The sequence below is a fragment of the Streptomyces sp. BJ20 genome, from assembly GCF_022869105.1.
Lineage (GTDB): Bacteria > Actinomycetota > Actinomycetes > Streptomycetales > Streptomycetaceae > Streptomyces > Streptomyces griseoincarnatus.
This window is the reverse complement of record NZ_CP094918.1, coordinates 5,245,372-5,257,506: the sequence shown is the minus strand read 5'-3', so window position 1 is coordinate 5,257,506 and position 12,135 is coordinate 5,245,372. Positions and strand designations below refer to the sequence as shown.

At 73.0% G+C, this 12,135-nt stretch carries 11 protein-coding genes; 10 read left to right on the top strand and 1 reads right to left on the bottom strand.

The window, feature by feature from the left end:
* The first annotated feature begins 5 nt into the window (after window positions 1–5).
* From MTR79_RS23775 to MTR79_RS23730, 10 genes are all read left to right on the top strand, one after another.
* Window positions 6–2,063: a tetratricopeptide repeat protein gene (locus tag MTR79_RS23775; protein WP_189366013.1), complete on the top strand. Its 2,058-nt coding sequence runs from the start codon at window positions 6–8 to the stop codon at window positions 2,061–2,063.
* Window positions 2,064–2,199: 136 nt separating this feature from the next.
* Complete coding sequence (ald, locus tag MTR79_RS23770) at window positions 2,200–3,324, top strand: alanine dehydrogenase (protein ID WP_086702757.1); 1,125 nt, start codon at window positions 2,200–2,202, stop codon at window positions 3,322–3,324.
* Window positions 3,325–3,737: 413 nt separating this feature from the next.
* Window positions 3,738–4,874, top strand: coding sequence for a ParA family protein (locus MTR79_RS23765; RefSeq protein WP_244791928.1), 1,137 nt, complete (start codon window positions 3,738–3,740; stop codon window positions 4,872–4,874).
* Window positions 4,859–5,419, top strand: a complete 561-nt coding sequence (locus MTR79_RS23760; RefSeq protein ID WP_175449813.1) for a hypothetical protein — start codon at window positions 4,859–4,861, stop codon at window positions 5,417–5,419. The genes MTR79_RS23765 and MTR79_RS23760 overlap by 16 nt, the downstream gene beginning before the upstream one ends.
* 555 nt (window positions 5,420–5,974) lie before the next feature.
* On the top strand, window positions 5,975–7,099 hold the full coding sequence (locus MTR79_RS23755) for a segregation/condensation protein A (RefSeq protein WP_244793288.1): 1,125 nt from the start codon (window positions 5,975–5,977) through the stop codon (window positions 7,097–7,099).
* Window positions 7,096–7,749, top strand: a complete 654-nt coding sequence (gene scpB / locus MTR79_RS23750) for an SMC-Scp complex subunit ScpB (RefSeq protein ID WP_189366011.1) — start codon at window positions 7,096–7,098, stop codon at window positions 7,747–7,749. Before MTR79_RS23755 ends, scpB begins: the two co-directional genes overlap by 4 nt.
* The gene (locus MTR79_RS23745; RefSeq protein WP_048459156.1) at window positions 7,749–8,864 is read left to right on the top strand and encodes a pseudouridine synthase; all 1,116 of its coding nucleotides are present in this window, start codon (window positions 7,749–7,751) and stop codon (window positions 8,862–8,864) included. Before scpB ends, MTR79_RS23745 begins: the two co-directional genes overlap by 1 nt.
* Before the next feature lie 96 nt (window positions 8,865–8,960).
* Window positions 8,961–9,680, top strand: a complete 720-nt coding sequence (locus MTR79_RS23740) for an NUDIX domain-containing protein (RefSeq protein ID WP_086702751.1) — start codon at window positions 8,961–8,963, stop codon at window positions 9,678–9,680.
* A complete protein-coding gene (locus tag MTR79_RS23735; RefSeq protein WP_244791927.1) occupies window positions 9,677–10,705 on the top strand; it encodes an ADP-ribosylglycohydrolase family protein in 1,029 nt (342 codons plus the stop codon). Before MTR79_RS23740 ends, MTR79_RS23735 begins: the two co-directional genes overlap by 4 nt.
* Complete coding sequence (locus MTR79_RS23730; RefSeq protein ID WP_048459153.1) at window positions 10,702–11,454, top strand: nucleotidyltransferase domain-containing protein; 753 nt, start codon at window positions 10,702–10,704, stop codon at window positions 11,452–11,454. Before MTR79_RS23735 ends, MTR79_RS23730 begins: the two co-directional genes overlap by 4 nt.
* On the opposite strand, the gene MTR79_RS23725 is transcribed toward MTR79_RS23730, so the two are convergent.
* Complete coding sequence (locus tag MTR79_RS23725; protein WP_086702747.1) at window positions 11,380–12,123, bottom strand: nucleotidyltransferase domain-containing protein; 744 nt, start codon at window positions 12,121–12,123, stop codon at window positions 11,380–11,382. The genes MTR79_RS23730 and MTR79_RS23725 overlap by 75 nt on opposite strands.
* Window positions 12,124–12,135: the final 12 nt, after the last annotated feature.

Below are 12,135 nucleotides of genomic sequence, written 5' to 3'. Positions count from 1 at the left end.
GGCCCGTGACGGATCAGGCGGTGGACCCGAACGGTGTGCGGCTCCCTCAAGGGGCTCACCCGGAAGGTCGATTCCTGGGCCGTACCAGGGAGTTGAAGGAACTGCGCGCCGACATCGAGCGCGCCGGGCTCGACACCCTCTCCGGCCGCAAGGCCCCCCGCGCCCGCGTCCTGCTCATCGCGGGACGGCCCGGATCCGGTCGGTCGGCGCTCGCCGGGGAACTCGTCCGTCAGGTCGCCGCCGACTACCCGGACGGCGTCCTGCGCACCCGGCTGAGCGACCCCGACGGCACCCCCGTGCCCGTCGGCCGCGCCGCCCGGGACCTGCTCGACGCGCTCGGCGAGCCCGCCCCCGCCGGCGCCCCCGAGGACCAGCTCGGCGAGGCGCTGCGCACCGCCCTCGCCGAGCGCCGCGCGGTGCTCCTGCTCGACGACGCCGCCGACGCCGAGCAGGTCGACGCCCTGCTCCCGGACAACCCCGGCTGCCTGGCCGTCGCCGTCTCCTCCGGCCCGCTCACCGGCATCGCCGACGTCCGCCCCTGCACCCTCGGCGGCCTGGACACCAAGTCCGGGGTGGAACTGCTGTCCCGGTTCACCGGCTCGGTGCGCATCACCGTCGACCCCCGGGCCGCCGAACGCCTCGCCGAGCAGTGCCAGGGCCAGCCCGCCGCGCTGGTGCTGGCCGGCGGCTGGCTCGCCGCACGCCCCAAGGCCGCCGTCGCCGACCTGGCCAAACAGCTCCACACGGACCCCGGCGCCGAACCCATGACCGCCCGGCTGCTGCGGCTGGTGCACGACGCGCTGCCGCAGACCGCCGCCCGCACCCTGCGCCTGCTCGCCCTCGCGCCGGCCGGACTCGTCGACCCGCACACCGCCGCCGCGCTCACCGGCTGCTCGGTGGAGGCCGCGCACACCACGCTCGACGACTTCGCCGCCCACGGCCTGCTCCACTCGGTCGGCTCCTCCCTGCCGCAGTACCGGGTGCCCGGCTGCCTGCACCGCGAGCTGCTCCGGCTCGCCGAGGACCACGAGCGGCCCGCCGAGCTCCAGCTCGCCCGCGCCCGCATGCTGGAGCGCACCGTACGGCTGCTCCAGTCCTGCCGGGCCGTCACCGAGACCGACAGCCCCGAGGCCCGCCAGAAGGTCCTCGCCCTGCCGCGCCCCCTGCGTTTCCCCACACCCCGCGCCGCCGCCGACTGGCTGCGCCTGCGCCGACCCGCCCTGCTGGCCGCCGCCCGGCTCGCGGTCGCCGACGGGGAGCTGGACACCCTGGCCCGGCGGCTGATGTCCCAGTTGGTGCGGGCCATGGTCGCCCACTTCGGCACCCGCGGCGCCGCCGGCGACCTCTACGACATCCACAACCTCGTCCTCGACGTCGCCGAGCGCCGCGAGCTGCCCCGCGAGCGGGCCGCCGCCCTGCTCAACCTCGGCGACCTCGACGCCCGCACCGGCCGGACCACGGAGGCGCTGGCGCGCTACCGTGCCGCGCTGGACGCCGGACGCGAGGCGAACGACCCCTACGCCACCGGGCGCGCGATGGAATCCGTAGGCGGCGCGCACCTGGAGCTGGGGGACTACGACCGGGCGGCGGACTGGTTCGGCCGCGCCCTCGCCGAGCGCCTCGCCCGCGACGAGCGCCCCGAGGCCGCCCGGCTCTACGGCCGCATCGGCGCGGCCCACACCTACGCGGGCCGCTACGGCGAGGCGATGCGCAACTGGCGCGCGGCCGTCGCCGGCCACCGCAGGGACGGGGACGTGGCCGCGCAGGCGCGGGCGCTGAGCGAACTGGGCCGGGTGCAGGAGTACGCGGGGCGGCTGGAGGAGTCGCTGCGCACCTGCCGGGAGGCCGTGGAGTGGGCGCGGCGGGCCGAGGACACCCGGCTGCAGGCCGCGCTGCACCTGCGGCTGGCCGACTCGTACGAGCGTCTGGGCGACCCCGCGTCGGCCGCGCTGCACCGGAGTACGGCCGGGCGCATGCTGGCCGAGGAGGCCACTGAGGGCGACTCCGAGCCGGAACATGGAGCTAACGCCTGCGAAATCCGTACCGCTTCCGCTGAAGATTGATGCAATGGAAGGCTAGACAGCGGGAACGCCTTCATTAGACTGGCTCTGCCGCACCATCTCCTGCGGTCTCTCCCGGTGTGCCCGTGCGTGCCCGGGTATGTGTAGTGATATCCCCGTACCGTCTGAGCCAAGGACCGTGATCGACGTGAAGGTCGGCATCCCCCGCGAGGTCAAGAACAACGAGTTCCGGGTGGCCATCACCCCCGCCGGCGTGCACGAGCTGGTGCGCCACGGCCACCAGGTCGTCATCGAGCGCGGCGCCGGTGTCGGCTCCTCGATCCCGGACGGCGAGTACATCGCCGCGGGCGGTCAGATCCTGGACACCGCCGACGAGGTCTGGGCCGCCGCCGACCTGCTGCTCAAGGTCAAGGAGCCGGTCGCGGAGGAGTACCACCGCCTCCGCAAGGACCAGACGCTCTTCACCTACCTGCACCTGGCCGCGTCCAAGGAGTGCACGGACGCGCTGCTGGAGTCCGGCACCACCGCCATCGCCTACGAGACCGTCGAGCTGCCCAGCCGCGCGCTGCCGCTGCTCGCCCCGATGTCCGAGGTCGCGGGCCGGCTCTCCACCCAGGTCGGCGCCTACCACCTGATGCGCGCCCACGGCGGCCGCGGTGTGCTGCCCGGCGGCGTCCCCGGCGTGCTGGCCGGCCGCGCGGTCGTCATCGGCGCCGGCGTCTCCGGCTGGAACGCCGCGCAGATCGCCATCGGCATGGGCTTCCACGTGACCCTGCTCGACAAGGACATCAACAAGCTCAAGGAGGCCGACAAGGTCTTCGGCACGCGCATCCAGACCGTCGTCTCCAACGCCTTCGAGCTGGAGAAGGCCTGCCTGGAGGCCGACCTCGTGATCGGCGCCGTGCTGGTGCCGGGCGCCAAGGCGCCGAAGCTGGTCACCAACGAGCTGGTCTCCCGGATGAAGGCCGGAAGTGTCCTTGTCGACATCGCGATCGACCAGGGCGGCTGCTTCGAGGACTCCCGTCCGACCACGCACGCCGAGCCGACCTTCAAGGTCCACGAGTCGGTGTTCTACTGCGTCGCCAACATGCCCGGCGCGGTGCCCAACACCTCGACCTACGCGCTCACCAACGCGACGCTGCCGTACATCGTCGAACTCGCCAACCGCGGCTGGGTGGAGGCGCTGCGCCGCGACCCGGCGCTCGCCAAGGGTCTCAACACCCATGACGGCAAGGTTGTTTACCGCGAGGTCGCCGAGGCGCACGGTCTCGAGCACATGGAGCTCGCCTCGCTGCTCGGCTGACCCGAGCGCGGCGTCAAGTCGACCAAGTCACGGAGTCGCGAAGGCGATACGTCAACACGGGACGTCAACACCTCGCACCAGGCCGGACCTTGCGTGCCAAGGTCCGGCCGGATGTGTGTATGGTCACGTCCTGGTTCGAGGACAACTCGCCTCGAACGTAACCGTTCTACCGATTCGTACACCCGTGAATCCTGCCGTGCGACGGCTGTACGCCCTTGACAGAGGGGTGTTTCATTACCGACACATCGTGCCGGGTCCGGCGGATTGTGTTGCTGCGGACGGCTGACACGCCATAGAGTCGCCAATCGTCGGCATGGTGCCACGCTGACCTGTCTAGAAGTTTCCTGGTCACCAAGGAGGTAAGACGACTTGTGAATGAGTCGACATTTACTCCCGGGGGTGGTCAACCAGGAATGCCTGCGCCGGACCAGGGGTCCGCGGGATTCGCTGCTGTCGGCTCCGTCGCTGTGCGCACCTTCGCAGCCCACCAGAGTCACGCAACTCCAGGAGTGACTCACCCAGCACACCAGAGCATGGATGGCCATCACGTGAACGCCATGGCCGGCGACGGAAGTGGCGCGCCCCACAACCATTTCGCCGACTACGACGAACTGCCCGAGGGGCACTTCTACGACCCCGACGCCGAGTACGAGCCCGATCCGGAGTACGCGGCCACGCTCGCGCCCGACGCGGCACGCCAGCGCCGTGAGCGCATCGGCCCGACCGGTCGCCCGCTGCCGTACTTCCCGATCCCGGGTCCGCTGACCGACCACGGGCCCGCGAAGATCATCGCGATGTGCAACCAGAAGGGCGGCGTCGGCAAGACCACGTCGACCATCAACCTGGGCGCCGCGCTCGCGGAGTACGGACGCCGGGTGCTGCTCGTCGACTTCGACCCGCAGGGCGCGCTGTCGGTCGGACTCGGCGTCAACCCGATGGAGCTCGACCTCACCGTCTACAACCTGCTCATGGAGCGGGGCATGGCGGCCGACGAGGTCCTCCTGAAGACCGCCGTCCCCAACATGGACCTGCTGCCCAGCAACATCGACCTGTCGGCGGCCGAGGTCCAGCTGGTGAGCGAGGTCGCGCGCGAGTCGACGCTGCAGCGGGCGCTGAAGCCGCTGATGGACGACTACGACTACATCGTGATCGACTGTCAGCCCTCGCTCGGCCTGCTCACGGTCAACGCGCTCACCGCGGCGCACAAGGTGATCGTGCCGCTGGAGTGCGAGTTCTTCGCGCTGCGCGGCGTCGCCCTGCTCACCGAGACCATCGAGAAGGTCCAGGAGCGGCTCAATCCGGAGCTGGAGCTCGACGGGATCCTCGCCACCATGTACGACTCGCGCACGGTGCACAGCCGTGAGGTGCTCGCGCGGGTGGTCGAGGCGTTCGACGACCACGTCTACCACACGGTCATCGGACGCACGGTCCGCTTCCCGGAGACCACGGTCGCCGGTGAGCCGATCACCACGTACGCGTCCAACTCCGTCGGTGCCGCCGCCTACCGCCAGCTCGCCAGGGAGGTGCTCGCCCGGTGTCACGCCGAGTGAGTCTGCCGGGGGCCGACGAACTCTTCCGTACGACAGGGGGGATGGCGCTCCAGGCGTCCACTCCCAGGCGTGGCGGCGACGCCCGGGTCCCCGCTCCCGCGGGGGAGGGCGACGCGGCCGGGGCCGCCCACGAGGACGCTCCGCAGTCGGTGCCCGTGCAGGGCGGCGACGGCGAGGGCGCGGAGCACGTCGCGGCGGACGTGGAGCCCGCCGAGGCCGGCGAGTCCCGCAGCCGGGGCGCCGCGGGCGCCGGACGGCGCGCGGCGGCGGCCGGCGACGGTGCGGCCGCCGCGACCCCGCGCAAGCGGGGACGGCCTGCGGCACGGCGGCCCAGCGGCCGCGAGCGGCACGACGAGAAGATCACCGTGTACGTCTCCGCCGAGGAGCTGATGGACCTCGAGCACGCGCGTCTGGTCCTGCGCGGTGAACACGGCCTCGCCGTCGACCGCGGGCGCATCGTCCGCGAGGCGGTCGCCGTCGTCCTCGCGGACCTGGAGAGCCGGGGGGACGCCAGCATCCTCGTACGACGCCTGCGGGGACGGTAGCGGTAGCCTGCGGGGGCCATGACCTCGAACGACCCAGCCGCCCCCGCGCCTCGCCGCCGCCCCCTGGGCCGCGGCCCGGCCACCTCTGCGGACGCGGCGCCCCTCTCTCCCGAGGGGACGAGGGCGCACCCCGAGCGGGCCGAACCTGCGGACGCCTCACCGACGGTTCCGTCCGCTGCGTCGACCGACGAGCGGCGGGCCCCTGGCGAGGCGGCTGAGCGCCCCGAGGGCGTGCCTGAGTCTGCTGGCGGGGCTGTGCCTTCTGATGCGTCGCTCGCGGTTTCGGGCGGTGTGCCTGCCGTCGAGGGCGTGTCGCACCGGCCTGGGGCCGCGGAATCGCCTTCCGCGGTGCGGGACGTGCCGAGCGGAGCGGATGAACGCACCGAAGGTGTGGCCGCGGCGCCGGCGGTTCCGTCCGGTGCGCCTGCTGATGCACGGCGGGTGTCCGGCACCGAGGCCGGGAGTCCCGAGGGCGTCGGCACTGCGCGTGCGCCTGTCGGCGAGGGCGCGGAACGGCGACCCGCTGATGCCGGCCCGCACGGCGCTTCCGCGGACGTGCGGGAGGCGCTCCAGGGCGCCGGGCTGCCGGCTGAACCGGCCTCACGTCCAGGCGCGCCCGCACGCCCCCGCCCGCTGCCGCTGTCGGATCCGGCGGCCACCGCGCGGTCGGCGGTCGCGCCGCCCGAGCCGGTCGGCGGGGACGGCGTCCGTGCCGCCGAGCGGCGGGCGGCCGGTGCGACGGAGGCCGGCGGGCCGCCGGAGGCGCCCGACGGCGTCGTGCAGGCGTCGGCGCGTGCGTCCGGCGGTGCCGGTGAGCCGAGGACCGGCGGCTCCCGGGACGGGCCGTCCGCCCCCGAGGGTGACCCCGACGACGGGCGGTTCACCGTTCGGCTGGCCAACTTCGAGGGGCCCTTCGATCTGCTCCTGCAGCTGATCGCCAAGCACAAGCTGGACGTCACCGAGGTCGCCCTGTCCAAGGTGACCGACGAGTTCATGGCGTACATCCGGGCGCTGGGGCCCGACTGGGATCTGGACGAGACGACCGAGTTCCTCGTGGTCGCCGCCACCCTGCTCGACCTCAAGGCGGCCCGGCTGCTGCCCGCCGCCGAGGTGGAGGACGAGGCCGACCTCGCCCTGCTGGAGGCCCGCGACCTGCTGTTCGCGCGGCTGCTGCAGTACCGCGCGTACAAGCAGATCGCCGACATCTTCAGCCGCAGGCTGGACGACGAGGCGCACCGGTTCCCCCGTACCGTCGGGCTGGAGCCGCACCACGCCGAACTGCTGCCGGACGTGGTCATCAGCATCGGGCCCGAGGGGTTCGCCAAGCTGGCGGTCAAGGCGATGCAGCCCAGGCCCAAGCCGCAGGTGTACGTGGACCACATCCACGCGCCGCTGGTCAGCGTGCAGGAGCAGGCCGGGATCGTCGTCGCGCGGCTCAAGGAGCTGGGCGAGGCGAGCTTCCGGGCGCTGGTCGAGGACACCGACGACACCCTGACCGTCGTGGCCCGCTTCCTCGCCCTGCTGGAGCTGTACCGGGAGAAGGCCGTCGCCCTCGACCAGGAGAGCGCGCTGGGCGAGCTGACCGTGCGCTGGACGGGGGGCGACGAGGACGTGGCGGCGGCCGTCACCGACGAGTTCGACCGGCCGCCCGAGCAGCCCCAGGAGGAGAGGACACCGTGAGCGAGGACACGAGCGGGGGCCCGGACGGGGCCGGCGGGGTCGCGGAGCTCGACCTGAAGCCGGCCCTGGAGGCCGTGCTGATGGTCGTGGACGAGCCCGCGACCGAGGAGCACCTGGCGAAGATACTGGAGCGGCCGAAGCGGCAGGTCGCCGACGCCCTGCGGGAGCTGGCCGACGAGTACACCGTCCAGGGCCGCGGCTTCGAGCTGCGCCGGGTCGCCGGCGGCTGGCGGTTCTACACCCGTCCCGAGTACGCCGCGGCCGTCGAGGGCTTCGTCCTGGACGGCCAGCAGGCCCGCCTGACCCAGGCCGCGCTGGAGACCCTCGCGGTCGTCGCCTACCGGCAGCCGGTCAGCCGCAGCAGGGTCTCCGCGGTGCGCGGGGTCAACTGCGACGGCGTGATGCGCACCCTCCTGCAGCGGGGTCTGATCGAGGAGGCGGGCACGGAACCCGAAACAGGTGCGATCCTGTACACGACGACGAACTACTTCCTGGAGCGGATGGGCCTGCGCGGTCTGGACGAGCTCCCGGAGCTCGCGCCCTTCCTCCCGGAGGCGGAGGCGATCGAGGCCGAGACACTGGAAGGGGTCCCGTCGTTCGATCCGGACGCCCCGGATTCCGAGGACGCAGACGACAAGACGGAATTTTGATGCGAAGCAGCAGCGGCAGGAACAGCAGCGGAAACAACGGCGGGAGCCGTGGTGGCAACAGCGGCGGCCGCGGCGGGAGCGGCGGTGGCCGCGGTGATCACCGCGGCGCCGGCAACAACCGTGACGACCGGCAGGGCGGCCGTCCGAAGAAGCCGCGCCCGGAGGAGCGGCGCTACGACGTGGGCCCCGGCGCCTCCCAGGAGGGACCCAAGTCGGGCCGTGGGCCCGGGGCGCGCGGCGGCGCCAAGGGCGGGCCGAAGAAGCCCCTGCAGCGGGGCCGCTCGGTCCCGTCGACGTCCCGCGAGTACGAGGCGCGGGCCGAGGAGCGCAATCGGGAGCGGTACGCGGGCAGGAAGGACGTCAAGCTGCCCAAGACCTTCCCGGGCGCCGAGCAGGAGGGCGAGCGGCTGCAGAAGGTGCTCGCGCGGGCTGGCTACGGCTCCCGGCGGGCCTGCGAGGAGCTGATCGAGCAGGCGCGGGTCGAGGTCAACGGCGAGATCGTGCTGGAGCAGGGCAAGCGGGTCGACCCGGAGAAGGACGAGGTCAAGGTCGACGGCCTGACCGTGGCGACGCAGTCGTACCAGTTCTTCTCGCTGAACAAGCCCGCCGGTGTCGTCTCCACCATGGAGGACCCGGAGGGGCGTCAGTGCCTCGGTGACTACGTCACCAACCGCGAGACCCGGCTCTTCCACGTCGGCCGGCTCGACACCGAGACCGAGGGCGTCATCCTGCTCACCAACCACGGCGAGCTGGCGCACCGGCTGACCCACCCCAAGTACGGGGTGAAGAAGACCTACCTCGCGCACATCGTCGGGCCCATCCCGCGCGACCTGGGCAAGCGGCTCAAGGACGGCATCCAGCTCGAGGACGGGTACGCCCGCGCCGACCACTTCCGGGTGGTGGAGCAGACCGGCAAGAACTACCTCGTCGAGGTGACCCTGCACGAGGGCCGCAAGCACATCGTGCGCCGCATGCTCGCGGAGGCCGGCTTCCCGGTCGACAAGCTGGTGCGCACGGCCTTCGGCCCGATCACCCTGGGTGACCAGAAGTCGGGCTGGCTGCGGCGGCTGTCGAACACCGAGGTCGGCATGCTGATGAAGGAGGTCGACCTGTAGGTCGGTCTTCAAGAGGCCGGTCCTCAAGAGGCTTGTGCTTCCGCACCCCACCCCCTTTAATAGTCACACCGACTATTAAAGGGGGTGGGGGTCGTCATGGACGGCTACGACAAGCACGCCTTCGAGCCCTTCGCCGTGACCGTCGACCTCGCCGTGTTCACGATCCGCGAGGCCGCGCTGCACGTCCTGCTCGTCGAACGGGGCCAGGAGCCGTACGCCGGCCGCTGGGCGCTGCCCGGGGGCTTCCTGCGGCCCGACGAGTCCGCGGAGCGCGCCGCCCGGCGCGAACTGGGCGAGGAGACCGGCCTGACCGACGTCACCGGCCCGCACCTGGAGCAGCTGCGCACCTACAGCGAGCCCGACCGGGACCCCCGCATGCGCGTGGTGTCCGTCGCCTTCGCCGCGCTGCTGCCCGACGCCCCCGAGGCGCACGGCGGCGGCGACGCGGCCCAGGCCCGCTGGACCCCGTACGAGGCGGCACGGGACCTCGCCTTCGACCACGACCGGATCCTCGCCGACGCGCGGGACCGGATCGGCGCCAAGCTCGAGTACACCGGGCTCGCCACCGCCTTCTGCCCGCCGGAGTTCACCCTCGGTGAGCTCCAGCAGGTCTACGAGACCGTCTGGGGCACGGCCCTGGACCGCCCCAACTTCCGCCGCAAGGTCCTCGCCACCCCCGGCTTCGTCGAAGCCGTCCCCGGCGCCGCGCGCCTCACCGGCGGCCGGGGCAAGCCCGCCGCGCTGTACCGCGCGGGCACCGCCGCCGCCCTCCACCCGCCGCTGCTCCGGCCCACCCCGGAAGGACGTCCCGCATGACCACGCCCGCCGTCACCAAGCGCGCCGCGACCGGAGCGCTCACCGGACTCGCCCTCGGGGACGCGCTGGGCTTCCCCACCGAGTTCAAGGACGTCCCCTCGATCCTCGCCGCCTACGGCGACTGGCGTTCCCTGGAGCTGCCGAAGCCGGCCGTCGTCACCGACGACACACAGATGACCCTGGCCCTCGGGCGCGGCCTGCGCACCGCCATGGACCGCGGGACGCTCGGCCCGAAGCGCCTGGAGCGGCCGGTGCGCGAGGAGTTCGTGGAATGGTGGCGCTCCCCGGAGAACAACCGCGCCCCCGGCAACACCTGCCTGCGCGCCTGCCACCTGCTGTCCCGCCACGAACGCCCCTGGCAGGACGCCAGCCAGATCCACTCCAAGGGCTGCGGGGCCAACATGCGCGTCGCCCCCCTCGGCCTGGCTCCCGGCCTCACCGACGAACAGCGCGCCGGCGCCGCCCAGTTGCAGTCCGCCCTCACCCACGGACACCCCACCGCGCTGGCCGCCTCCGACCTCACCGCGCACGCCGTACGGCTGCTCGCCGAGGGCGCCGAACCGACCGGCCTGATCGGCCTGCTGCGCTCCTACGCCTACGACAACCGCGACCGTTACCACGAGTTCTGGCTCGGCGACCTGTGGACCCGCGCCCAGGACCCGTCCCCGGAACACTTCATCGCGCGCGGCTGGGACGAGTGCCTGGAGATCCTCGGTCGTCTCCAGGACGCCGTACGGACCGTCTCGCCGGAGACCGACCCGTGCCTGGCCACCGGCGAGGGCTGGATCGCCGAGGAGGCCCTGGCGACCGGCCTGCTCTGCTTCCTCCTCTTCGTCGACGAGCCCGTGACGGCCCTGCGCCGTGCCGCCTGCACCTCCGGCGACTCCGACTCCATCGCCTGCCTCGCGGGGGCCTTCGCGGGCGCCCACCTGGGCGCGGACGCCTGGCCCGCCGACTGGGCCGACCGCATCGAGTACCGCGACGAACTGCTCGCCCTCGGCACGCTCTGGGACGTCGGCCGGTGACCGCCGCCCTCGGCCTCGACCTGCGCCCGGTGATCGAGCAGCAGCCCGATCCGGTGCTGTTCGCCACGGTCTCCGGCGCGCACCTCTACGGCTTCCCCTCCCGCGACTCCGACGTGGACCTGCGCGGCGCCCACCTCCTCCCGGCCGCCGCCCTGGTGGGACTGCGGGAACCGGAGGAGACCCGGTCCCGGATGTGGGACCGCGACGGCGTCGAGATGGACCTCGTCACCCACGACCTGCGCAAGTTCGTCCGCCTGATGCTGCGCCGCAACGGCTACGTCCTCGAGCAGCTGCTGTCCCCGCTGGTCGTGCACACCACCGAGACGCACCGGGAGCTGACCGCGCTCGCGCCCGGGGTGCTCACCAGCCACCACGCCCACCACTACCGGGGCTTCGCGGGCACCCAGTGGCGGCTGTTCGAGAGGAACGGCGAGCTGAAACCGCTGCTCTACACCTTCCGCGTGCTGCTCACCGGCATCCACCTCATGCGGGCCGGTGAGGTGCAGGCGCACCTGCCCACCCTCACCGGGGAGGTGACCGAGGCGCCCGCCTACCTCGCGGAGCTGATCGCCGCCAAGGCGGAGCGGGAGCACGGGGGCGCCGGCGTCGACCGGGACCGCGTGCGGGCCGACGTGGAGCGGCTGCACGGGGTGCTGGACGGCGCGCAGGCCGCGTCAGCTCTCCCGGGAGCGCCGAGCGGGCACGACGCCCTGCACGACCTGCTCGTGCGGGTACGCCTGGAGGGCTGAGGCGCGGCGGGTGCGGACGAGGAAGTCCTCCACCCGCCGGCGGTCCGGCTCCTCCGGGAGCGGGCTGTGCGCCGCCGCCTCCTCGGCCTCCCGCGTCAGGCGGTTCATGCGGGTCTCCAGCTCGGGCCACGGCACCTCGCCGCGCTTCACCTCCAGCAGCTCCTCCCGGCGGTCGCCCACGTCGACCGTCAGGACGCCCGTGCGCAGCAGGTCGCGGGCGGTCATCAGAAGGCGGAGCAGATGCATCGCGTGCTTCCAGCGCGGAGCCCCGTGGTTGCGGACGTCGGCGTCCAGCTTCCCGCGCTGCCCGTGGGCGTACCTGACGAACGTCTCGTGGACCTTGCGGGAGAGGAACGCGCCGCGCAGCGCCAGCAGCTCGCGGCCGGTGGCGTCGGCGTACTCGACCAGCGGGGAGTGCAGGCACTCCAGGATGTTCGGATTGCCGCGCAGCGCCAGCTCGCAGAAGCGCTCCAGCTCCCAGCTGAACTGCTCCTCCGCCGGACCCTCCACGTGCGTGGGAGGCTTGTCGAAGCGCCAGAACAGGGGAGTGGGAGCCAGGAACACGCCCCGGCGGTCGGTGTCGCTGTCCTCCGTGGCCAGACCGAAGGCGCGCGAGCCCATGACACAGGCGTAGATCGTGTGGTCCGTCACCAGGCTCTCGGGGCGCATGCCGGGGAGCGT

Bases quoted from the DNA above. Each gene is read 5' to 3' on its own strand.
- MTR79_RS23725 (WP_086702747.1), bottom strand. From the start codon at position 12,123: ATGCGCCCCGAGAGCCTGGTGACGGACCACACGATCTACGCCTGTGTC.
- MTR79_RS23735 (WP_244791927.1), top strand. From the start codon at position 9,677: ATGACCACGCCCGCCGTCACCAAGCGCGCCGCGACCGGAGCGCTCACC.
- MTR79_RS23740 (WP_086702751.1), top strand. From the start codon at position 8,961: ATGGACGGCTACGACAAGCACGCCTTCGAGCCCTTCGCCGTGACCGTC.
- MTR79_RS23745 (WP_048459156.1), top strand. From the start codon at position 7,749: ATGCGAAGCAGCAGCGGCAGGAACAGCAGCGGAAACAACGGCGGGAGC.
- MTR79_RS23765 (WP_244791928.1), top strand. From the start codon at position 3,738: ATGCCTGCGCCGGACCAGGGGTCCGCGGGATTCGCTGCTGTCGGCTCC.